The sequence below is a fragment of the Methylobacterium sp. J-078 genome (assembly GCF_022829285.1).
GTDB lineage: Bacteria > Pseudomonadota > Alphaproteobacteria > Rhizobiales > Beijerinckiaceae > Methylobacterium.
The window spans coordinates 78,737-100,747 of sequence record NZ_JAKSYI010000110.1 but is presented as its reverse complement, the minus strand read 5'-3'; the positions used below and the strand labels follow the sequence as shown (position 1 = coordinate 100,747).

The 22,011-nt window shown below is 70.6% G+C and carries 22 protein-coding genes and 1 riboswitch; of the genes, 11 read left to right on the top strand and 11 right to left on the bottom strand.

Annotation, left to right across the window (positions count from 1 at the left end):
- Positions 1-2: 2 nt before the first annotated feature.
- From MKK58_RS18400 to MKK58_RS18390, 3 genes are all read right to left on the bottom strand, one after another.
- Positions 3-779, bottom strand: a complete 777-nt coding sequence (locus MKK58_RS18400) for an N-acetylmuramoyl-L-alanine amidase (RefSeq protein WP_243913614.1) — start codon at positions 777-779, stop codon at positions 3-5.
- On the bottom strand, positions 776-1,501 hold the full coding sequence (locus tag MKK58_RS18395; RefSeq protein WP_243913612.1) for a molecular chaperone DjiA: 726 nt from the start codon (positions 1,499-1,501) through the stop codon (positions 776-778). Before MKK58_RS18395 ends, MKK58_RS18400 begins: the two co-directional genes overlap by 4 nt.
- Before the next feature lie 143 nt (positions 1,502-1,644).
- Positions 1,645-2,523 (bottom strand): collagen-like protein, encoded by an 879-nt coding sequence (locus tag MKK58_RS18390; protein WP_243913610.1) that lies wholly within the window; start codon positions 2,521-2,523, stop codon positions 1,645-1,647.
- Positions 2,524-2,893: 370 nt separating this feature from the next.
- Between MKK58_RS18390 and MKK58_RS18385 the strand changes: the two genes are divergently transcribed.
- Positions 2,894-3,595 carry an ImuA family protein gene (locus MKK58_RS18385; RefSeq protein ID WP_243913608.1) on the top strand — a complete coding sequence of 234 codons (702 nt, stop codon included), beginning with the start codon at positions 2,894-2,896 and terminating at the stop codon, positions 3,593-3,595.
- Positions 3,513-5,036, top strand: a complete 1,524-nt coding sequence (locus tag MKK58_RS18380) for a Y-family DNA polymerase (protein ID WP_243913606.1) — start codon at positions 3,513-3,515, stop codon at positions 5,034-5,036. The genes MKK58_RS18385 and MKK58_RS18380 overlap by 83 nt, the downstream gene beginning before the upstream one ends.
- Positions 5,037-5,073: 37 nt before the next feature.
- Here MKK58_RS18380 and thiC read toward each other — a convergent pair whose 3' ends face one another.
- A complete protein-coding gene (gene thiC / locus MKK58_RS18375) occupies positions 5,074-6,966 on the bottom strand; it encodes a phosphomethylpyrimidine synthase ThiC (RefSeq protein ID WP_279578443.1) in 1,893 nt (630 codons plus the stop codon).
- A gap of 78 nt (positions 6,967-7,044) precedes the next feature.
- Positions 7,045-7,153: riboswitch (TPP riboswitch) on the bottom strand.
- Between the two features lie 149 nt (positions 7,154-7,302).
- On the opposite strand from thiC, the gene MKK58_RS18370 reads away from it, so the two are divergent.
- A complete protein-coding gene (locus tag MKK58_RS18370; protein ID WP_243913604.1) occupies positions 7,303-8,031 on the top strand; it encodes a BA14K family protein in 729 nt (242 codons plus the stop codon).
- Between the two features lie 111 nt (positions 8,032-8,142).
- Here MKK58_RS18370 and MKK58_RS18365 read toward each other — a convergent pair whose 3' ends face one another.
- The 3 genes from MKK58_RS18365 to MKK58_RS18355 all read right to left on the bottom strand — a co-directional run bounded on the left by MKK58_RS18365 (position 8,143) and on the right by MKK58_RS18355 (position 9,670).
- A complete protein-coding gene (locus MKK58_RS18365; RefSeq protein WP_243913602.1) occupies positions 8,143-8,397 on the bottom strand; it encodes a hypothetical protein in 255 nt (84 codons plus the stop codon).
- Positions 8,398-8,527: 130 nt separating this feature from the next.
- Positions 8,528-8,761, bottom strand: coding sequence for a hypothetical protein (locus MKK58_RS18360; protein WP_243913600.1), 234 nt, complete (start codon positions 8,759-8,761; stop codon positions 8,528-8,530).
- 150 nt (positions 8,762-8,911) lie between these two features.
- Positions 8,912-9,670: a site-2 protease family protein gene (locus MKK58_RS18355; protein ID WP_243913598.1), complete on the bottom strand. Its 759-nt coding sequence runs from the start codon at positions 9,668-9,670 to the stop codon at positions 8,912-8,914.
- A gap of 314 nt (positions 9,671-9,984) precedes the next feature.
- Here MKK58_RS18355 and MKK58_RS18350 point away from each other — a divergent pair, with 314 nt between their 5' ends.
- The 3 genes from MKK58_RS18350 (at position 9,985) to MKK58_RS18340 (ending at position 12,472) form a co-directional block, all read left to right on the top strand.
- Entirely contained in the window at positions 9,985-10,839 is an 855-nt protein-coding gene (locus tag MKK58_RS18350) for an alpha/beta hydrolase (protein WP_243913597.1), read from the top strand.
- 10 nt (positions 10,840-10,849) lie between these two features.
- Positions 10,850-11,224, top strand: coding sequence for an HNH endonuclease (locus MKK58_RS18345; RefSeq protein ID WP_243913596.1), 375 nt, complete (start codon positions 10,850-10,852; stop codon positions 11,222-11,224).
- Positions 11,225-11,386: 162 nt separating this feature from the next.
- Positions 11,387-12,472, top strand: a complete 1,086-nt coding sequence (locus MKK58_RS18340; protein ID WP_243913637.1) for an acyltransferase family protein — start codon at positions 11,387-11,389, stop codon at positions 12,470-12,472.
- A 3-nt stretch (positions 12,473-12,475) separates the two neighbouring features.
- On the opposite strand, the gene MKK58_RS18335 is transcribed toward MKK58_RS18340, so the two are convergent.
- Positions 12,476-13,333 carry a type 1 glutamine amidotransferase gene (locus tag MKK58_RS18335; RefSeq protein ID WP_243913594.1) on the bottom strand — a complete coding sequence of 286 codons (858 nt, stop codon included), beginning with the start codon at positions 13,331-13,333 and terminating at the stop codon, positions 12,476-12,478.
- Between the two features lie 120 nt (positions 13,334-13,453).
- Between MKK58_RS18335 and MKK58_RS18330 the strand changes: the two genes are divergently transcribed.
- Complete coding sequence (locus MKK58_RS18330) at positions 13,454-13,747, top strand: hypothetical protein (RefSeq protein ID WP_243913592.1); 294 nt, start codon at positions 13,454-13,456, stop codon at positions 13,745-13,747.
- A gap of 41 nt (positions 13,748-13,788) precedes the next feature.
- On the opposite strand, the gene MKK58_RS18325 is transcribed toward MKK58_RS18330, so the two are convergent.
- Positions 13,789-13,998 carry a hypothetical protein gene (locus tag MKK58_RS18325; protein ID WP_243913591.1) on the bottom strand — a complete coding sequence of 70 codons (210 nt, stop codon included), beginning with the start codon at positions 13,996-13,998 and terminating at the stop codon, positions 13,789-13,791.
- Positions 13,999-14,174: 176 nt separating this feature from the next.
- Between MKK58_RS18325 and MKK58_RS18320 the strand changes: the two genes are divergently transcribed.
- Both MKK58_RS18320 and MKK58_RS18315 read left to right on the top strand, forming a co-directional pair.
- Positions 14,175-14,498, top strand: a complete 324-nt coding sequence (locus MKK58_RS18320; protein WP_243913590.1) for a hypothetical protein — start codon at positions 14,175-14,177, stop codon at positions 14,496-14,498.
- A 63-nt stretch (positions 14,499-14,561) separates the two neighbouring features.
- A complete protein-coding gene (locus MKK58_RS18315; protein WP_243913589.1) occupies positions 14,562-15,011 on the top strand; it encodes a GNAT family N-acetyltransferase in 450 nt (149 codons plus the stop codon).
- Between the two features lie 265 nt (positions 15,012-15,276).
- On the opposite strand, the gene MKK58_RS26870 is transcribed toward MKK58_RS18315, so the two are convergent.
- A complete protein-coding gene (locus tag MKK58_RS26870; protein ID WP_279578442.1) occupies positions 15,277-18,366 on the bottom strand; it encodes an autotransporter domain-containing protein in 3,090 nt (1,029 codons plus the stop codon).
- Between the two features lie 359 nt (positions 18,367-18,725).
- Between MKK58_RS26870 and MKK58_RS18300 the strand changes: the two genes are divergently transcribed.
- Entirely contained in the window at positions 18,726-18,908 is a 183-nt protein-coding gene (locus MKK58_RS18300; RefSeq protein ID WP_243913588.1) for a hypothetical protein, read from the top strand.
- 162 nt (positions 18,909-19,070) lie between these two features.
- Here the strand turns inward: MKK58_RS18300 and MKK58_RS18295 are convergent, their stop codons facing one another.
- Entirely contained in the window at positions 19,071-19,442 is a 372-nt protein-coding gene (locus tag MKK58_RS18295) for a hypothetical protein (RefSeq protein ID WP_243913586.1), read from the bottom strand.
- Positions 19,443-19,765: 323 nt separating this feature from the next.
- On the opposite strand from MKK58_RS18295, the gene MKK58_RS18290 reads away from it, so the two are divergent.
- On the top strand, positions 19,766-21,976 hold the full coding sequence (locus MKK58_RS18290) for a transglycosylase domain-containing protein (protein ID WP_243913584.1): 2,211 nt from the start codon (positions 19,766-19,768) through the stop codon (positions 21,974-21,976).
- Positions 21,977-22,011 lie beyond the last annotated feature (35 nt).

Sequence of the window (22,011 nt, the reverse complement as noted above, 5' to 3'; positions counted from 1 at the left end):
TCCTATCCCGAAGTCGTACGGCCCAACCGCCCCGGCAGCGCCGCGATCAGGTCCCGCAGCGTGGTGATCGTCGAGGTGTCGGCGACGCCGTCGACGCGGGCCGGGCGGAAGTGGCGCTGGAACGCCGTCACCACCGCGCCCATGCGGGCGTCGAAGGTGGCGCTCACCGGCAGGTCGTATCCGTAGAGAGCGAACATCGCCTGCAGCGCCTCGATCGGCGGTCCGGCATCGCCCTCTGCAAAGAACCGGCCGTCGCGGATCGGGGCCGGCGGGACCCAGTGCCCGATGCCGGCGCATGCCAGGTGCGCCCAGGGGAAATGCTCGCCGGGATCCTCCTTGCGCTCGGGCGCGATGTCCGAATGGGCGAGAATCCGGTGCGGGGCGAGGTTCCAGCGCTTAGCGAGATCGCCGCACAGGGCGATGACGGCCTCGATCTGCGCGGGCGGATAGGCCGGTAATCCGCCGGCATGGCCGCCATTGACGATCTCGACGCCCAGCGAGCGCGAGTTCACGTCGGTGATCCCGGCCCAGGAACCCTGGCCCGCGTGCCAGGCGCGGCGCCCCTCGGGCACCATCTGCACCACGCGGCCATCCTCCAGCACCACGTAATGGGCCGAGACCTCCGCCACGGGATTGGCGAGGCGCTGCAGGGCCGCCGCCGCGCTCTCCATGCCGGTGTAATGCAGGATGAGGAGATCGACCGGACCCGTCCGCCGCTCACCGTGGTTGGGCGACGGGTGGGCGCTGGTGGCGACGGGACTCTCGGGGGTCGGCTTCACGTGAGGCCCCGCTCGGCGCTGATCCGGTCATAGGCGGCGTTGATGGCGGCGAGCCGGCGGGTGGCGATGGCCACCGCCTCCGGCGGCAGGCCGCGGGCGATGGCCCGGTCCGGGTGGTTCTCCCGCACCAGGGCCCGGTGGGCGGCCTTCAGCCCGGCATCGTCGACGTCGTGTTCGAGGCCCAGAACGAGATAGGGATCGTCGGAGAGGCGGACATGCCGGGCGGCGATGCGACGGAACGCGGCCTCGTCGAAGCCGAAAGTCTCCGCCACCGCGCGCAGGTAGCGCTCCTCCGCCTCGTGGATGGCCCCGTCCGCCTTGGCGATGTGGAACAGGCCGTCGAGAACGTCCTCCAGCAGGGCCGGCTCGTCGTGGAAGGTGTTGGCCAGTTGCCGTGCGTAGGCTTCAAAGCCGTTCGCGGTGCCCTTGGCGAGATCGAACAGGCGCTGGACCCCGGGCCGGGCCCGCTCGTCCACCTGCACCACCTTGGCGAAGGCCTCGACCTCGGCCGGCGTCACCACGCCGTCGGATTTGGCCATCTTGGCGGCGAGCGCCACGAGGCCGGTGGTGAAGACCACGTCGCGCGGCGTGGTGCCGAACAGGGCGCCCTCGCGGTCGACCAGGAAATGCCCCGCCACCCCGCCGACGAGGCCGCCGAGGGGTCCGCCGATGGCGAGGCCGAGGCCGGCGCCCCCGAGCTTGCCCCAGATGCCCACGCTCATCGGGAGGCCCCGCGGGCGCTGGGAACGGGGCTGGAAGGGGTAAACGGCATGGGCGGTATCGATGATCGGCGCGAAACGAAGCGCGTCCTTACACCGGACGGCTCCGTTTCGGCGAGAGGCGATCGCTCGGGTCGTCCCGTCCCTCAGCGCCGGGCGCAGAGGCCGACGATGCCTTGGGCCTCGGTGGGGCAGGCCGCACTCAGGGTGCCGTCGGCCCCCGCCGTCACGATGGCGCTGCCCCCCTTCAGGCACAGGGCCGAGGCCAGGATCTCGGTGCTCTCGCAGGTGATGGCGCAGCCCGAGGCCGGGCAGGTGTCCTGGCGCACCACACGGAACGGGGATGCGGGTGCGGCGGCCGCGAGGGCGGCCTGACCGGCCTCGCCCCTGGCCCCCGCGGGCCCGCGCTCGCCGGCCGGTCCCCGTGCTCCCAGCTCGCCCTTGGGGCCGGTGTCGCCTTTCGGCCCGGCTTCACCCTTCGGGCCTGCCTCACCACGAGCGCCCGTCTCGCCCTTCACACCCGGTTCGCCCTTGGCACCCGGTTCGCCCTTCGGCCCCTGGGGACCGGGCAGACCGGCGACGCCCTGCGGGCCGGCGGGGCCGGTCTCGCCTTTGTCGCCGGTGTCGCCCTTCTGACCCGTCTCGCCCTTCGGGCCGGGCTGGCCGGCGGGGCCACAATTGGCGATGACCGCCTCGCGCTCGTCCTCGCCCGCCTTCAGGGTGGCGATGCAGTTGGTGGGCACGTAGGGTAGGCGGAAGACGAAGCGGCCACGGCTGTCGGCGATGATCGAGATGTCCTCGTCGAGCACCACCACGGTGCCGGGCTTGCGCACGCTGCCGGAGATGCGCAGGTCGCCGCTCTCGAAGCGGGCGTCGTAGACCTGGATCGGCTGCGACGCGGCCTGCGGCTTGCGCGCCTTGGCCGCCTCGCCCCTGGGCTGGGCCGCGGTCTGCGCGGCGGCGGGGAACCCGCCCGCCACGGTGATCAGGCCCGACAGGACCACGAGGGCACGAGCGAGACGCATGAATTTCTCCGGTCTGATCCGCGTCTGCTGAGCGCGGCAGGTGGGGAGTGCTGCCCTGACCTCGCCGAACGGTCAAGCGTGGCGAAGATGTCGGCTTGAGGCCGCCGTCCACAGCACTCCACAGCCGTCCACAGGCCAAGCCCTTGATCATGGGCGAAATTCCGCATGGCCCCGGAAACCGATTGAGTATGTTCCTGTTTTGTTCTTAGCGTAGCGGGATGGAGCGGAGCCGATGAGACAAAGCCCTGAAGACCCTCCCGATGCGCAGACCGATAATCCGTCTGCGGTCCAACCGGGCCTGGCCCCGCCCTCTCGCGAGACGGCGCCTCAAGCCTCTTCCACTTCGAACCTGGCGGCCCTGCGCGACCTTGTGGCCGGACGCGGGGGTGCCCCGGTCCTCCGGGGTGCCCTTCCGCTGGGCATCCACGACATCGATTCGCGTCTCGCGCAGGGTGGCCTCGCCCTCGGGCAGTTGCACGAGATCGCCCCCGCCCAGGCGGGCGACGAGCCGGCGGCCCTCGGCTTCGCCCTCGCCCTGGTGGCGCGCCACCTCGCCCGGGTGCGCGGTGAGGCCCTGCTGGTGGTGGGCCAGGGCCATCCCCTCCCCTACGGGCACGGGCTCGCCGGCCTCGGCCTCGACCCGGCCCGCCTGCTGCTGTTCGAGGTCGCCAGCGACGCCGACGCCTACCGGGCGCTGGAGGAATCGCTGCGGTCCCAAGGCCTGGCGGCCGTGGCGGGACTCGTCGACGCCGCCCTGCCCCTGGCCCAGAGCCGCCGGCTCCACCTCGCGGCCGGGCGAACCGACCGGCTCCTCCTCGTCCTGCGGCCCCCGGAGGCGGAGAGCCCCAACGTGGCGGCGACCCGCTGGCGGATCGCCGCCGGCAAGGCCCTGCGCGACCGCTTCGGCTGCATCGAGCGGCCGTGCTGGCAAGCGACCCTCGACCGAAGCCGCAACGGGCGGACCGGACACTGGCTTCTGGAGTGGGATCATGCCGCGCATCGTTTCGGTCTGGCTGGAGCACTGGCCGGTCACGCGGCTGAGGCGGGCGGGCGCGTCCAGCGCTCGGGATGATGGGCCGATGGTCGTGGCTGCGATGGAGGCCAGCGGCCTGCGCCTGATCGCGGTGGACGCGCAGGCGCGGGCGCTGGGCCTCGAACCCGGCGAGACCCTGGCCCGTGCCCGCGCCCGCATCGGCACGCCCGTCTCCGTCCATCCCGCCGACCCGGAGGCCGACGCCGCCGCCCTGCACCGGCTCTGCCTCTGGGCCAAGCGCTATACCCCGGTCGTCGCGCCCTTCGGCCCGGCGGAGGGCGGGGACGGGTTCTTCCTCGACATCGCGGGGGCGAGCCACCTGTTCGGCGGCGAGGCGCAGTTGGTGTCGGACCTCGTCCGGCGATTGTCCGAGGGCGCGATCCCGGCCCGGATCGCCCTCGCCGATACCCCGGCCTGCGCCTTCGCCCTGGCCCGGCATGGCGGGGGTGGCCTCGTGGCGCCCGGAGGCAACGCGGAGGCCCTACGGACCCTGCCGGTCTCGGCCCTGCGCCTCGATCCGGCCATGGCGCAGGCGCTCGCCCGCCTCGGCCTGCGCCGGATCGGCGATCTCGCCGCAGCAGCCCGCGCGCCGCTGGCCCGGCGCTTCGGCGAGACCCTGTTGCTGCGCCTCGATCAGGCCCTCGGCCACCGGCCGGAACCCCTCGTCTGCACGGAGGACCCACGTGAATTCGAGGCCGTGCGCGGCTTCCTCGAACCGGTCGGGCGGCCGGAGACCATCGTCGCCACGGCCACGCGCCTGATGGCGGGGCTGGCGCCCCGGCTGGAGGCGGCCGGACTCGGGGCCCGCGCGGTGCGGCTGTCCCTGACCCGCGTCGACGGAGTGGTGCGCACCCTCGACCTCGGGATGAGTCTGCCGACCCGCTGCCCGGCGCAGATCGAGCGCCTGCTGACCCTGCGCCTCGACCGCCTCGGCCCGGCCCTCGATGCCGGTTTCGGCTTCGAGACGATCGGCCTCGCGGTCACCGCCACCGGCACGATCGCGGCGCGTCAGGGCATGCTGGTGGAGGCCCCCGACGGCGCGGGGGCCGAGCACCTGGGCGACGCCCTGCGCCAGCGCCTCGGCCGGCGGATGATGCGGCTCGGCTTCCGGGCGAGCCACCTGCCCGAGCGTGCCGAGATCGCGGAACCCTGGCGCGCGAGCCTGCCCGCGCAGGCGGCCCGGCCGCACCTTCCGCCGCGGCCGCTGGTGCTGCTCGGCCGCGGCGAGGCCGCCGAGGACGTCATCGCCCTCGCCCCCGACGGGCCGCCGCACCGCTTCCGCTGGCGCCGGCGCCTGCACCGCGTCGCCCATGCGGACGGGCCCGAGCGCATCGCCGACGAGTGGTGGCAGGCGCCGGGTCCGGCGCGGGACTACTACGTGGTGGAGGACGAGGCCGGCCGCCGCCTCTGGGTCTATCGCGAGGGATTCCCCACGCGGGAGACGCCCGCGCGCTGGTTCGTGCACGGGCTGTTCGCGTGATCCCCGTGACCCGGCCGGGTCACGGGGGCCGGCGACTCTACTCCGCCGCGTCGACGTAGAGCTTGCCGCCCTCGGCCTGGAACTCGGCGGATTTCGCCGCCATGCCGGCCTCGCGCTCGGCCTGGCTCATCGGCGTCGCCTCGCCCAGCACCTGGCCGGCCGCCTCCATCGCCAGCACCTCGGTGCGCAGGTCCTGCGTGATCTTCATCGAGCAGAACTTCGGCCCGCACATCGAGCAGAAATGCGCGACCTTGTGGGCGTCCTTCGGCAGGGTCTCGTCGTGGTAGGCACGCGCCGTGTCGGGGTCGAGCGACAGGTTGAATTGGTCCTCCCAGCGGAAGTCGAACCGGGCGCGGCTGAGGGCATCGTCGCGCAGCTGCGCCGCCGGGTGGCCCTTGGCGAGATCGGCGGCATGGGCCGCGATCTTGTAGGTGATCACGCCTTCCTTCACGTCGTCGCGGTTGGGCAGCCCAAGATGCTCCTTCGGCGTGACGTAGCAGAGCATCGCGCAGCCGAACCAGCCGATCATCGCGGCGCCGATGCCGGAGGTGATGTGGTCGTAGCCGGGGGCGATGTCGGTGGTCAGCGGGCCGAGGGTGTAGAACGGCGCTTCGCCGCACTCCACGAGCTGCTTTTCCATGTTCACCTTGATCTTGTGCATCGGCACGTGGCCGGGGCCCTCGATCATGGTCTGGCAGCCCTTGTCCCAGGCGATCTTGGTGAGTTCGCCCAGCGTCTCGAGTTCGGCGAACTGGGCCGCGTCGTTGGCATCCGCGATGGAGCCGGGGCGCAGGCCGTCGCCGAGGGAGAACGAGACGTCGTAGGCCCGCATGATGTCGCAGATCTCGTCGAAGCGCTCGTAGAGGAACGACTCGCGGTGCCCGGCCAGACACCAGCGCGCCATGATCGAGCCGCCGCGGGAAACGATGCCGGTGACCCGGCGCGCGGTGAGCGGCACGTGGGCGAGGCGGACCCCGGCGTGGATGGTGAAGTAGTCGATGCCCTGCTCGGCCTGCTCGATGAGGGTGTCCTTGAACACCTCCCAATCAAGTTTTAGCGGATCGCCGCCGACCTTCTCCAGCGCCTGGTAGATCGGCACCGTGCCGATCGGGACCGGCGAGTTGCGCACGATCCACGAGCGGATGTTGTGGATGTTACGGCCGGTCGAGAGATCCATCACCGTGTCGGCGCCCCAGCGGGTCGCCCAGACCAGCTTCTCGACCTCCTCGGCGGCCGAGGAGGTCACGGCCGAGTTGCCGATGTTGGCGTTGATCTTCACGAGGAAATTGCGGCCGATCGCCATCGGCTCCACCTCGGGGTGGTTGATGTTGGCCGGAATGATCGCCCGACCCCGGGCCACCTCGTCGCGCACGAACTCGGGCGTGATGAAGGCCGGCAGGGCGGCGCCGAAGCTGTTGCCGTCCGCGAGCGCGGCCTCGGCACCCTCGAGCATCGTCTGGCGGGCGAGGTTCTCCCGGTTGGCGACGTAGATCATCTCCTCGGTGATGATCCCGGCGCGGGCGAACTCGTACTGCGTCACCAGCTGGCCGGGGCCGGCCTTGCGGATCTCGCGGGTGGCCGGACACGGGGCCACCAGCTTGTCTTCCGGCACGAAGCCGTTGTCCTCGGGCTTGACCGCGCGGGGCGTCACCGTGGCGTAGCCGCGCCGGGCGATCCAGGGCTCGCGCACCAGCGGCAGGCCGGCATGGAGGTCGATCTTGGCGTCCGTCTCCGTGTAGGGACCCGACGGATCGTAGACCCGCACCGGGGCCTCCTTCGGATCGCTGAGCGTGATCTCGCGGAACGGCACCCGGATGTCGTCGTGTCCGGCGACCGCCGCGTAGACCTTGCGCGAGCCCATGATCGGGTCGGTGGTCACCGCATGCGGCTGGCCCTGCGGCAGATCCTTCGGGAGAACGGGTGCATTCATCGGGTTCGCTCCTGGCGTTGGAGGCGATCCGACTCATAGGCGGTGGAGGTGGATGGGATGACGCTTGAGGATACGCGCCGTCTTTGAGATTCCCGTCCCTCCGCCGGTACGAACCGGATCAGGTTCAAGGGTCAGGGCGACGCGCCCAATCTCAGCTCCCGCACTCGGAGCCCCCCTCGGAATGGTTCCAGGTTCGAGGTCGGCGACCGTTTTGTCAATCACCGCTCCGGCAAACCGACGCAGAACCGGGTGAGAAACGAACTTTATCGTCAGCCCGGGCGTTCGGTTACCAGAAGTCCGGTCCTCGGGATCGGCACGCGAACGACAGGTTTTCCCATGAAGCGCATAGTCCTGGCCTCGGCCGCTTTGGTCGGTGCCCTTTCGATGATTTCCGCGTCCGCCGATGCCCGTCCGGGCGGCGGCGGTGGCTTCCGCGGCGGCGGCGGCGGATTCCATGGTGGCGGCATGGGCGGCGGCGGATTCCGCGGCGGCAATTTCGGTGGCGGCGGGTTCCGCGGGGGCATGGCTCAAGGCGGCTTCCGGGGCGGAAACTTCGGCGGTGGCGGCTTCCGCGGCGGCCTCGCCCAGGGCGGGTTCAATCGTGGCGGCTTCAACCGGGGCGTCATCGGCAATGCCGGTGCCGGCACGGGTCTGGTGGCAGCCAACGGCTACCGGGGCGGCGGCGCGGGCTTCGTTCGCGGTGGATACGACCGGGGCGGCTTCAACCGTGCGGGTTACGGCGGACGGGGCTACGGATACCGTCGCGGCTACGGCGGATTGGGGCTCGGCATCGGCCTCGGTCTGGCGGGTGCCGGCATCGGCTACGGTCTCGGCAGCGCGTATTACGGCGACGATTACTACGGCGGCGGCTACGCGCCGGCCTATTATGGCGGCGGCTACGGCGCGTATGGCGGCGGCTATGCACCGGCCGGCTATGCCACCGAGACCGTCGAGGTCGCACCGGGCGGGAACGACGTCGCATACTGCGTCCAGCGCTTCCGGTCCTACGACCGCCGCACCGGGACCTACTTGGGCAACGACGGCCTGCGCCACGCCTGCCCATAAGGCCTGACACCCGATCACAGTCCGAAAGGCTCCGCCTGCTCCGCGCAGGCGGGGCCTTTCCCGTTTGGCGTGCGGCCGTGCGTCTCTACGAGGTCCCGTCTCGCGCCTGCGTCAGGAGCCCTGGAGGCTTTCGGCAAAATCGTCCGGCACCTCGCCGAAGCTGGCCAGGATGGTGGCGCTCTCCAACTCGCCGGTCTCGTCGTCGGCCACGACCCTGATCGCCGCCGTCCCGGGAAACCGCGCGGCCATGGCTTCGGCCTTCTTGAGGGCGCCGCTCTCCGTCACCGCGATCTCACGGTCGCCGGGCGTAAGTCGCTTGCGCTTGAGCACGAAGGTCTGGACCAGGAAGGTCGTCTTGAGGGCCATGAACGAGTCTCCGCCGGCTGCCGCGCCGATGATGGCTCCCGGTCCGGACACGGAGCGCACCTAGCACGAAAGTCCCCGCCGGCGGACAGGGGGCCCGAAGGTCGCAGCGCCTGAGGGATGCGAAGCGTGCTCAGGCTGAAGGCGTATCGGGCGGATCCAGGCGCAGCACGAGCCGATCACCGTCCCAGAGTTCCACCGCGCGTCCATCCATGAGTGCACGGGTCCGCTCAATGGCATCCGCTTCCTCGTGAACGGACAAGACCTTGGTGCGGAGCACGCGTCCGGCAGTATCCAACAGAAGAATGCGATAGGGCTTCGGTAGCGTCGCGTCCGTCATGACCAAACAACTCACCTCCTCGTTCATGGGAGCCACGATCGGGCGAACCCGATCTTCACCAAACCAAAGAAACACAGGCAACACGCCGATACGTGTACGAGACGCCCCGGTCTCGTACACGTATTCGTGATCTGACATTACCCACCCTACCAACCTCAGGTTGCGATAAGCTTATGATCACCAGAGCCGAATGAGTCGATACCCGGCGATCACGTCGGACAGGTCGATGCCGAGGCTCGCGGTCAGGCGCAGGCTCGCGCGAAACAGCGGACGGGAGAAAGCGCCCGAGAGCAGGAACAACCCGAGCAGGACGAGACTCGCGTGCCGGGCCATCCGATCGGTCCACGACCAGTCGCCCGGCAGCCAGGGCCTCAGGATGCCGTAGCCGTCGAGGCCGGGGACCGGCATCAGTCCGAGGACGAGGGCGGTCCCCTGGAACAGCACCGAGACCGCGAGCACGGCCCGCAGGACCTCCGAATCCGGGCTGGCGAGGGTGTAGAGCAGGACGAGTACCATGAGGAAGCCGAGGCTCGCGGCAGGACCGGCCGCCGCAACGGCCGACCGGCGCCCCCGGCTCAGTCCTTCGGCCGCGTCCCCCGGCGAGGCACCGCCCGGAAAACCCAGGCCCGCCAGGATCGTGAAGACCACGGGCAGCAGCATCGTCGCCGCCGGATCGGGCGCGCGCAGGGGATCGAGCGTGAGGCTCCCGCCCGCCGACAGACCGGACCGCACCTCCACGAGGGCGTGGCCGAACGCGTGCAGGCACAGGCCGAGCACCCATCCGGCGATCACGAAGGCGAAGGCCGCGCCCGAACCCTCCAGCGCCTCGGCCCCGATCCCGAAACCGAGGCCGCTGAAGATCAGCGTGATCAGCAGGATGTTGGTGCTGAGGACAGGCCTGCCCGTACCGCTCCCGTCGTCCCGGATCGCCGTCATGCGAGACGGGGCGGGGCGACGCCACGGCGGCGGGCACGCCCCGGATTTCCCCCTCCCGACGATGCGGACAAGGTGGCGGCGCGCGTAAAAGACCCGCGTCGGCCCTGCGGGACCGGTCGCGGACGGGGGGCGGGACGGTGGGCTTTCACGCGACGCAACATCGCTGGTGACACGCCAAAGTCCAGTGCTACCTTGCCACGGACAGCCGACACCCCGGTCACCGCGGCCTCAAACCTCGCCGAGCCCGGAACCGGGTGTTTGCGGATCGCCTCACGGGTCGGGACATCCCACCGCGGGCACACACGTTCGGATGCATGCGCCTTCTCCTCTCGATGCTGGTTGCGGCGCCGCTCGCGCTCTTTGTCGGTGCGACCCTCCTCCTGGCCCTGTTTCAGAGGCACCTGATCTATCCGGGAGCCTTCCGAAATCAGACGGCCCCGACCCCGCGGGAGGCGCCCGCCGGCACGCAGGCGATCCGTGTCGAGACCGCCGACGGTGAGCGCCTCCTCGGCTTCTGGCGTCCGCCCGCGCCGGGCTGCGCCGTCGTCCTCAGCTTCCATGGGAACGGCTCGCGGCCCGAGCCGGCGGCGGCGCGCTTCGCGGCCGATCCCTGGCGCGCGGAGGGCTGGGGCGTCCTGGCCATCGCGTACCGGGGCTATCCGGGCTCGACAGGATCCCCGAGCGAGGCTGGCCTGATCGCCGATGCGGACGCGGCCTACCGGACGGTCGCGGCACGCGCACCCGGGGCGCCGGTGCTGCTGCATGGGCATTCCCTCGGAGCCGCCGTGGCGGTGGCCGTAGGCGTGAGCGTGTCTCATCTCGGCCTCTACCTGGAGGCGCCCTTCGATTCCCTGGCGGCAGTGGCCGCGTCCCGCTTCCCCTACCTGCCCACCGGCCTGTTCCTGCGCGACACCTTCCGTTCCGACGAACGGATCACCGGCACCGGCGGCCCGGTTCTCATCGTGCACGGCACGCGGGACGGGGTGGTTCCCCTGGCGCACGCCCGACATCTGGCCGAGCGGGCCGGTCCGCGTGCCCGGCTGACCATCCTCGATGGCGACCACGTCTCGATCCTGGGCGCGCGGGACCGGGAGGCGGAGGCCCTGTTCCGACCGGGGAACGCCACGGTCTCGCCGTGCCGCAAGACCCTCGCGGCGGATGCGCCTTAGGGGAGCCGAGATGGGACGACGAGACCGCCTCTGGCGTGACGACGATCCGACGACCCACGGGCCGGCGGTGACATCTCCGGTCATTTGCCCGCTCTGCGAGCGCCCGATCCCGCCGCGCGCCAAGTCCAGCCTGCATCACCTCGTCCCGAAGCTGAAGGGCGGTGCGCGGGCCGGCACGGTGCGCCTGCACCAGATCTGCCATTCGGCCATCCATGCCCGCTTCAGCGAGGCCGAGATCGCCCGGCGCCTCGCCAACGTCGAGTCCTTGCGCGCCGAACCCGAGATGGCGCGGTTCCTGGCCTGGGTCCGAACCAAGCCCGACGACTTCCACGCCGCGACGCGGATGAGCCGCGGGCGCAGGGGCCCGAAGCGCGATCCGGCCTGAGGAGGCGGCGATACACCAGGGATGTCGCCGGTTTGGCGGCATGGCTTTTACCCGTTCTTCGGCATGATCCGCGCCGGTTCCGATCCCGTATCCGCTCCTTAAGATTTCCCGCCGGAGGGTGACCGGCGATGTGAAGGGAGCGCGACCGTGTCGGCATTCGAAATGGGGGCAATCGGGCGGGCGGGCCCGGACGAGGCGAACCGCCTCGCCTGGGTCGACGTCGCCAAGGGGCTCTGCATCGTCCTGGTGGTGATCATGCACTCCACCCTGAGCACCGGTGTGACCCTCGGGGGCGAGGGCTTCCTCCACACCGTCGTGGCCTTCGCCAAGCCGTTCCGGATGCCGGACTTCTTCCTCCTGTCCGGCCTGTTCCTCGGACGGGTGATCGACCGCGATTGGCGCCTCTTCCTCGATCGCCGCCTCGTGCACTTCGCGTATTTCTACGTGCTCTGGGTGCTGATCCAGTCGGTGGCGAAGTACGGCCAGATCGTCGACGGGGCCGGGCCGACGGCTTTCCTCAGCCACCTGGCGATGGCGGTGGTCGAACCCTACTCGACCCTGTGGTTCATCTACGTCCTGGCGGTGTTCTCGGTCTGCACCAAGCTGCTGCGCCGGGTGCCGGCGCCGCTGCTCCTCGGCTTCGCGATCCTCCTGGAGAGCGTACCGGTCAGCAGCGGCAGCAACCTCGTGGACGAGTTCTGCGCCCGCTACGTCTGGTTCCTGCTGGGCTACCTCTTCGCCGAGCGCATCTTCACGTTCGCCGACTGGGTGCGGCGCAACGCCAGCGCGGCCCTGACCGGCCTCGCCCTCTGGGCGGTCGTCAACGCCGTGATGGCCTTCACGCAGACGCATCTCTCCTTCGCACCGACCCTCGCCCAGTTGCCCGGCCTGAGCCTGCTTCTCGGCGGCGCCGGGGCCCTGGCGATCATCACCGTCGGCACCCTTCTGACCCGGGCGGGCGGACCCGTCACGGCCTTCCTGCGGACCTGCGGCCAGCGCTCCATCGTGATCTATCTCGCCTTCTTCCTCCCGATGGCATTCACCCGGACGTTCATCGCCAAGACCGGGGCGATCACCGACATCGGCGTCGCGAGTCTCGCCGTCACGGCGGCGGCGGTGCTGGTGCCCCTGGCTCTGGAACGGATGGTCCGGAACACCAGGCTCGCCTTCCTCTTCGAGCGTCCGCGGGCCTTCCACATCGTGAGCACGCGGCCCAGGCCGGCCACCGGCGCCCTGCGCACGGCCTGAAACTCAGGCCGCCGCCTCGACCCGCGGGCGCACGAGGTGTTCGAGGAAGTTGCCGATCTCGGCGCGCCGCCGGGCCGGCTCCAGGAGATCAGGCCCGAGCCGGTGGCGCGCGACGAGGCCGGGATGCGCCCCCGGCGTGGCGTGAATCGCGCAGAGGTCGGCGGCGTAAGCCTCCACCGCCGCGCGGTCCGGCAAGGCACCCGCCTCGACCACGTCCTCTTCGCTCAACCTGAGCATCGCGGCCAGCGCGTCGAGGTCGAGCTCCGGGTGGTACTGCGTGCCCCAGAAAACCCCGGGCCCGTGGACGATCTCGATGGCCTGGACCGACAGGAGACCGTTGCCCGCAAGCACCGTAGCCTGAGGCGGCGGCGCGACGACGGCGTCGAGATGCATCGCGGGCGCGTCGAAGCGCCGGCCCCGGCCCGTGAGGAGCGGATGGCTCCGACCGGCCTCGGTGAGCACGAGATCCCGCGAGAACCCGTATTCCGGCCCCTTCGGATTGGGCCCCGCCTCGCCGCCGGCCACAACGGCCGCCACCTGAACCCCCCAGCACGAGCCGAAGACGGGCAAACCGGATTCGAGGGCATGCCGCATGAGGTCGATCTGGCGGCGCACGGCGTCGCCGCCGTCGCGGACGTGCAGGGTCGAGCCGGTGACGACGAGCGCATCGTAATCGGAGAGCCCCGCCCCTGAGGGCAAGGCCTCGTCCGCATCCGCGGGATTGATCAGCGTACAGGCGCTGCCCGGCGCGAGCTGGCGCAGGATCGCCGCATAGGCCTCCGCCGAGGTGACGCCGGTGCCCGCGACGTGGCTGGCCCGACCCTCACGGTCGTTCCCGTCCGCGACGAGGAGATGCAACATGATTCTGGGTCCTGGCCGGGTGACGGCGAAAGGGACGGGGAACGATCCGTGCTCCCCCTCGTTCCAGCCGAGGTGCAGGCCCGATCGCCACACCCGGACACCTCACCCGGAGGCGCGGAAATGGATACGCGACGTCTCGCTCGGCCTGCCATCGGCCCATTCCGGGTGTCGATGGGGTTGGTCTGCGCCCTCGGAATTGGCATCGCTCCCCTGCCGGCCTCGGCCCAGTACATGGCCCTGACCGTGCCGCCGAGGCCGGACACACCGAGCGCCATCGCCCCGGAGCCTCGCAAGCCCGTACCACCCGCCGCGCGTCCTGCCGACCACGCCTTCGACGGGCACCTGCCCAACCAGCGCACGGGCGTGGGCCGGCAGCGCGTGGTCCGCGACATCTGCATCGGCTGCGATCGTTAGATCCCTGAAAGCCAGAAAATCAGAGTCGGGGATCAAGACCGTCAGCTTTCCTCCCTGGCACCGCGGGTGATGGCCTCGACCATGCCCTGTGACAGGCGCACGAACTGTCCGGTGCCGTGGCCGCGCGTGTCGAGCAGTTCGGCGAAGACGGGCTTTGCCGGCTCGTAGGCCAAAGCCGCGCGGGGCCGGGTCCTGCGGCGCTTCTCGCGCAGACGGTCGGCGAGGGCGTCGGGCACGAACGGATCACGCAAGCTCGGCAAGCTCCTGGGACGGTGGTCCGGGGCCCGGCCCGGCGGGTCGGACCCGGCTTAGGGCCCGGTCGGTTGCCGGGAGCTTAAGGGGCGCCCCCCGGGAGCGGCGCCGGGCGCCACGGAACCACTCCGGTACGGGCTCGGTTTGACCCGCAGCAACCCAAGGAGAAAACTCGATGTCTGACAGCGTGTTGGCGTCCGTGACCGTCCCGTCTCTCAGGGCCGCCCGTGCGGCGCGGGATCGCCTGTCGCGGGCCGGCTTTGCGCGCAACAGCGTCGAGATCGACCGCCTGGACGACGACGCCTTCGCCGTCTCGATTGCGACCCGGCCGGACAATCACGATCGTGCCGAGCGCATCCTCACCGGCTCGCCCCTGGGCAACGACCTGCGCGAGGCGGGGCAGGCCGCCGCCCGGCACTTGCAGGACAATCGCTCCCTGGCGCTCGGTCTGGCGGCGCTCGCGGGTTTCGCCCTGTTCGGCCTAATGCGCCGGGACTAGACCTGACTTCCAGATGACCCTCGCTCCGCCGGACACCCCTGGCGGGGCCGATCGGAGCGATGTGTGGCGAGCCGTTACGGGCTGGAGATCCGGGCGGCGACGGGTGGCGACGCGGCCGGCATAGCCGATCTCCTGCGCGCCTGCGGCTACCCCGTCGCTCCCGAAGCCCTGGCCGAGCGGATCGAAGCCCTGCGGCACGGCCCAGGCGCGACCCTCGTCGCCGTCGAGTGGGGGCCGCCGAGTGGCCTCGTCGTCCTGCACTGGTATCCGTCCCTGGCCGCCAACCTGCCGACGGCGCAGGTCACCACCCTGCTCGTCGCGCCCGACGCACGGCGGCGCGGCATCGGCCGCTTGCTTCTCAAGGCGGCCGCGCAGGCGGCCCGCTCGGCCGGATGCGGCGACCTTCAGCTGATCACCGGTCCCGGACAGACGGACCTTCAAGCCTTCGGTGCCGCAACCGGATTCGTCGATCAGGGCGCCGTGTCGGTCAGGCCCCTGCGCAAGAAGGGCTGAGCCGGTTCGGCGCCCCGGACCGCTCCTGGATCGGCCAGTTCCGCGTCGCGATCCGGATGCCGCGGCCGGATGAAGCCTGATCAAGCATGTGCCGTTGGCAGTTCGCCGACCTGCGTGGTGTAGCGCGGGCTGCGCTTCTCGATCCCCGGGGCAAGCGGTCACCCTCATCGTAAAACGCGCGATCGTGTCTACAGCCCTGGCTGAAGCAGATACGACGCGCCAGCGAGCGCCCGGCCGATCTCCCCGGCCGGGCGCCCGCGTCGGCTCAGAACCGGTAGGTGAAGTTGCCCTTCACCGCGTGGTCCTCGGCGCGGCGTCCCGCCTGACCCGCATAGGCCACGCCGAGCGTCGCGTTGGCCGAGACCCGGAGGTCGAGGCCGGCTTCGGCCACGAGGGCGTCGCGGTCGATGGGGAGGCCGGCCGTCAGGAAGGTCGGTCCGGTCGCACCGAAGGCGAGGAGGGCCGTCGGAACCACGTCGCCGAAGGCGCGGCGGTAGCCCAGCAGGCCGTGGGTGGAGACCGGAACCCCGAAGCCGAGGTCGAAGCTGGTCTGCGCCCGCAGGCCGGCGGTGGCCGTGCCGAGGTCGTAGTCGCGGGCGACCCCGGTCAGCGCCGCGACACCCCCGGTCTCGGCGAAGCGGTCGCGGCGGATGGAGACGTAGGCGCCGCCGACGAAGGGCTCGATGTAGGACGGTGCCGTCACGGGCACCGGCCCGGACTCCCTGCCGTTCGGCGCCGCCGCGCCGCCGAGGAAGACCTTGTAGCCGAGTTCGCCGAACCCCTGGATCGTCGCGCCGCCGGTCCGCGCGGTCGGCGAATCGGAGACCCCGGCGAACAGCACCGTGCGGCGCAAGCGCGCCGAATTGTCGGCATAGACGGCGCCGAGGCGCAGCGAGACCGGTCCGCGCTCGTAGCCGCCGTAGAGACCGCCGAAACCGCTCTCGATCGCGCCCGATTGCAGGCGGTTGCCCGCGTCGAGGTTCGTCACGGTGTAGCCGCCGGCGAGGCCGAATCGGAAGCCGCTCTCGACGCGCGCATCGGCGCCGAGCACGAAGCCCGAGGTCTGGCGCGACAGGCTCGCCGCGTTGCCGTCGGTCCGGGCCTGCCCGAAGCTGCCGAAGCCCTGACCCCAGACCCCGAACACCCGCGGGTCGAGGACGCGGACCGGCACCGGGACGGGGGCCGCCCGACGGCCCGGAAGGTCCGCCGTGTAGGACGCCGGCAGGCGGCCGTAATCGGTCCCGTCGGTGTCGCCGGGAGACGCGCCCCAGCGCATCCGGCCGAGGATCGACTCGCGCACGAAGAACGCGGTCTCGAATTCGGCCCCGATCGCACTGGCGTGGATGTCGCCGGTGAGCGCCTGAAACGCACCCACGGCCTCCGGCGTGGTGAGCCCGATGGTGCGGTCGTAGGCGCCGGTGCCTGCCCCGCCGGCCTGGATCGCCGTCGCGACCGCGGCCTGGTTGCGGGTCTGCGCGATGGTGGCGAACGGGATGTCGTTGCGGGTCAGCGTCAGGTCGACCTCGTTGGCCTGGTAGCGCAGGCTCGGGCTGAGGAAGGCGAAGTTTGCGGTCACGCCCGCGAACTGGCCGGACACGCCGCTGCCCGCGGTGAGGATCGTGTACCGGGTGCGGGGATCGTAGGTCCCGCCGGCAGCCAGAACCTGCACGGTGCCGCCGTTCAGCGCCGCGGCGCCGGAGGCCGCGATCCGGTCGGACTGGCCGGCGGCGTTCGCCTCGACCTGGTAGGTCGACCCGGCCGCGAAGGCGACGTTGCCGGCAACCCTCAGGGTGCCGATCGAATTGCCCGGGGCGACGGTGCCGCCGGAGAGCGCACTGACGCCGCCGACCGTGCCGGTGCCGCCGAGCAGGCCGCCGGCGCCGACGGTAGCGAGGCCCGTGATGGTTCCGTTGGCGTAAAGGGCGCCGCCGCCCCCGATGGTCGCGTTCGTCGTCAGCCGATCCGCATTGTCCATGCGGAGCGTCCCGGTGACGTTCCCGAAATAGCCCGCCGCCGAATAGAGGTCGATCCGGCTCCAGTAGCTCAGCGCCGTGCCGTAGAAGGCCGCGAGGGCATTGGTCTGGGTGTTGACGACGATCTGGTTGATCGTGTCCGTCGCGAGTTGGCCGTGGAGGCCGCCGTTCGGGGCGATCGTCCGCGCGGCGGCGGTGCTGCCGCCGTAAAGGGTCGCGAGCAGGATCGACGGGTCCGGCCCGCCGGCCGGCGCCGCCTCGCGCGGGGCTTGCGCGAAGGTCAGCGTCGGCAGGCCGAAGGTGAGGCCCTGCCGGTAGGCCGCCTGGTTCGCCGCCGAGACCGCATACGGGTTGTTCACGGTGTTGGCGGCGCTCGCGGCGCAGGCCGCGACGGTGTCGCCGCATTGCTGCGCGAGGCTGCTCCGGTACGGGGCCTGGACCGCCGTGAACTGGCTCGGCAGGTTGAGCGCCGTGCCGGTCGTCGCCGCGTTGTCGATGTAGAGCGGGTTGGTGAAGGCCTGGGCGAGGCTGTAGAGCGAGAGGGACCGGCCGGCGACGAGGTCGAGCGGGTAGTGCACCCCCAGGACGACGCGGCTCTTGGAGAATTCGGCGGCGCGCGACAGGACGCCTTGGAACTGCTCCGGCACCAGCATCGCGAACAGGGTGCCGTAGGTGTAGGCGTAGGTGGTGTGACCGCTCGGGAAGGCCGAGCTCACGGCGACGGAATTGATGGCCGTCGGGTCGAACTGATTGATCTGGCTCGAGACCTGCAGCGGTCGCGAGTTGCCGTAGACGTTCTGGCCCGGCTGCCGGTTCGAGACGCCGTAGGCGAGATCGTACACGCTGTCGCGGGCGTTCGGCAGATCGCCGAAGGTCGGCAGGGTGTAGCCGGCGGGTGCCACGGCTCGGACGGGTACGTAATTGGCGGTCACGGTGCCGGGATTGATGGCCGCGCCGTTGGCGAAGTAGTTCTTCGTCGTCGTGACGGCGGATGCCGTCAGCACCAGCGTCCTCGACATCAACGCGTCGACTTGGCGGATCGGAGCGTTCGACGCGTTCGAGCTCTGGGCAAGGGCCGCAGTGTGGATTCCGCCCAGGACAGGACCGAGCCCTTCGGCGACGATGCCAGACTTGTCGCTGATTGCCAGCCGCTGCTGCTGCGGGGTCGCCGCGCTGTTGGTCGCGATCGATTGCTGGAGGTTGTCGCGCAGCGTCTGCTGCCCGATCGCGGTCGCATTCAGACCGAGAAACGGGGACAGCAGGTTCAGAACGTTGGCGTCGGCGGGTGTGACGGTGGCGGTCTGCGCCTGCGCCTGCGCGACTGTCGATCCAAACGCCGCGACCATCACCGCGATGATCGAGACACCTTGCTTAAAGTCCATGATTATCCCCCTTTATATGCCGTTCTCGACGGCGGACGGGGCAGTCCTAGCCAAATTCATGACCTATTATTTGTCATAATCCATATATAAATTACCGTTTTGTCTTATGTGATCTTATAACAACACACTATGCAAGTAGGCGGCAAATATGAATCTCACAATAGGTAAAATCAATATCCGAAATGACGCGTATCTGGGCTGATCGGTCGATGTCCGGCCCACCGGTCCATTCGAGAAAATGGAAGTATTAGTTGATCACCGCTGTGTCGACCATCGAAACTCAAGGTCGCCCCAGTGATCGTTGATGGACGTGGCGGCCTCTCGGCCGAGTGGCGTGATGTAAGCGTCAACGTGGCGGCGTGTTTCCGCTGCGGCTGATTCTGCGCGAGGCCGTGGACCTGAAGCGAGGCCCAAAGATGAACCCGCTCTGCTACTGGCACGACGACCCGGGGCCGGATGCGATCAGTTGCGCGGCCGAGATCGGGATCCAGACCAAGGACGGCCGCCGAGGGCGCGTGGGCGAGCGCGGACTCGCGCGCTGAAACGAAAAACCCGCCGCGGCCGGAGCCGGGCGGGTGAAGGTCAGGCGCGCCCTCGGGGACAAGGGGCCTGATTCGTAGCAGGTCGGCCGGGTGGCGCGTCCGACATATGGGGGATCATAGCCGCGCAACTGCCTATGGCGGCCACCGTCCCCGATCGCCGAGCTACCCGCCGATGTTGAGCCCGATGGGGCCGGCGAGCAGGATGGAGAGGCCGGTGGCGTCCTGGAAGGCCCAGCGCATCAGGCGAACCAGCCGCGCATGGCGCGTCCCCGGCGATCCACGAGACTGACTGTGCGGCCGGCTCCGGAGCACGATGTAGATGCCCATCACGGTGATGTCCATGCCGATGCCGAGCACGATGCGGCACGACGCCATCGACTGCGCCTGCCCGGCTCGCGCCCTCGCAAGCACGCCGCCACGGCGGGCGAGGTCGCCCAGGCCATCGAGGCCGCCCTGGCGCTCGACCGGCGCAGCGCCGCCCTCTGTAACGCGATCCAGTTCGAGACCGCCCTGCGCCAGTGGGTATCTGCTCACCGAGGCACGCGGCGGCGGTGCGACGAACGACGACGGCGCAAAAGGTGGCGGGTCACACGAAGAGCACCACGAGTGCCGAGGTTTACGATCGGGAAAGACTGGAGGTCCATCGTCGGTGCGCGACAGCCCGTCGTTCTCGGCGTGCGAAGGCGTCCTGAACGGGCCGGGAACGTGTGCCGGAACGACGTCGGAACGTCTTAAAAATCACCTAAGATATCAAATACTTGGCGGCAGGCCGGTTAACACCCCTTAAACCCGCCGCATTTACCGTGCGCAAGCGGGGTCGATCGAAGCACGAACGAACCTGGGGGCAGACGGGACGCATGGCGAAGGGACGCGCAGGCGGAGGCAGGGGGGAGCCGAACTTCGACGTGCCCGAGGGGCGCGCCGGGGACCCGGCCGACCTCGATCTGCGGCTGTCGCGCGCCGATCGCGCGGGGGGCGGCGTGGCACGAGGCGAGTCAGGTTCGAAGGGCGGACGCGGCGCGAAGGGTCGCGCTTCCGCCGCACCGCCAGCGCGGGCGCTGCGCAAGGCGCCGCGCCGGGCGCGCCACTCGATCCTCGGACGCCTCGTCTACGGTGTGTTCGTCCTCGGCCTCTGGGGCGTGATCGGCGTCGCGGGGCTCGTGGCCTACCACGCCTCACAGTTGCCGCCGATCGACCAGCTCGCCGTGCCCAAGCGGCCGCCCAACATCGCGATCCTGGCGAGCGACGGCTCGTTGCTCGCCAATCGCGGCGAGACCGGCGGCCGGGTCGTCAGCATCAAGGAGCTGCCGCCCTATCTGCCGCGCGCCTTCGTGGCGATCGAGGACCGGCGCTTCTACAGCCATCTCGGCGTCGACCCCGTCGGCATCGCCCGGGCGGTCGCCCAGAACATCACCCGCCGGGGCGTGTCGCAGGGCGGCTCGACCCTGACCCAGCAGCTCGCCAAGAACCTCTTTCTGACGCCCGAGCGCTCGGCCTCGCGAAAAATCCAGGAGGCGATCCTCGCCCTGTGGCTGGAGCACAAGTACAGCAAGGACGAGATCCTCGAGCTCTACCTGAACCGCGTCTACTTTGGGGCCGGCGCCTACGGCGTCGAGGCCGCCGCCCAGCGCTACTTCGGCAAGCCGGCGAAATCCGTGACCCTGGCGGAGGCCGCGATGCTCGGCGGCCTCGTGCAGGCACCCTCGCGCCTGGCGCCGAACCGCAACCTGCCAGCCGCCCAGGCCCGCGCCGCTCAGGTGCTCGCCGCCATGGAGGAGCTTGGCTTCGCCAAGCCCGCCGATGCGAAGCTCGCCCTGGCGACCCCGGCCCGGCCCGCCAGCGTGCGCGGCGGCGGCTCGGCCAACTACGTCGCCGACCTGGTGATGGATGTCCTCGACGACTTCCTGCCCAAGTTCGAGAGCGACATCGTCATCAACACCACCGTCGATACCGGCCTCCAGGCCGCCGGCGAGAAGGCGCTGGTGGACGAGCTCAACCAGAAGGGCGGCCGCTACAACGTCGCCCAGGGCGCCCTCGTGTCGATGAAGCCCGACGGCGCCATCCGTGCCCTGGTGGGCGGGCGCGACTACGCCCAGAGCCAGTTCAACCGCACCACCACCGCCAAGCGCCAGCCCGGCTCGTCGTTCAAGCCCTTCGTCTACCTTGCGGCGGTCGAGCACGGCCTGACCCCGGATACGGTGCGGGACGACGCGCCGATCAGCATCAAGGGCTGGAACCCGGAGAATTACTCGCGCGACTACCGGGGACCCGTGACCCTGCGCGACGCCCTCGCGCTCTCCCTCAACACCGTGGCGGTGCGCCTCGGCCAGGAGGTCGGGCCCAAGTCCGTGGTGCAGACGGCCCAGCGCCTCGGGATTTCCTCCCCGCTCCAGGCCAACGGCTCCATCGCGCTCGGCACCTCGGAGGTGACGCCTTTGGAGATGGTGGGCGCCTACGCGGCCTTCGCCAATGGCGGAACGGGGGTGATCCCCTACGTCATCGCGAGCGTGAAGAGCGCCGACGGCAAGGTTCTGTACAAGCGCAAGGAGGGCGGGCTCGGCCGGGTCATCGACCCCAACGCAGTCTCCATGATGAACGCGATGATGCACGAGACCTTCGTCACCGGCACCGCCAAGAAGGCCGAGGTGCCGGGCTGGGATCTGGCCGGCAAGACCGGCACCAGCCAGGACTTTCGCGATGCCTGGTTCATCGCCTACTCCGCCACCCTGGTGACCGGCGTCTGGCTCGGCAACGACGACGGCGAGCCGACGAAAAAGGTCTCGGGCGGCAACCTGCCGGGCGAGATCTGGAAGGCCTACATGACCGTAGCGCTGAAGGGCCAGACCCCCGCGATGCTCCCCGGGGCCAAGAACTGGCGCAACCGCGCGCCCGCCGAACCCGCCGTCACCAACAGCACGCCGGGCGGCCTCATCGGTGCGCTGCTCGGCGAGCCGCAGGCCGCCGCGCCCGCGCCCGCCCCCCGCGCCGCCCGGCACGCCGATGCGAGCCGTGGCCCGAGCCAGGACGACCGCAACTTCCTGGAGAAGCTGTTCGGGGTCGGCGAGTAGCGGTCCGACCGCGCGTTCCCCGGCCGGGACATCGC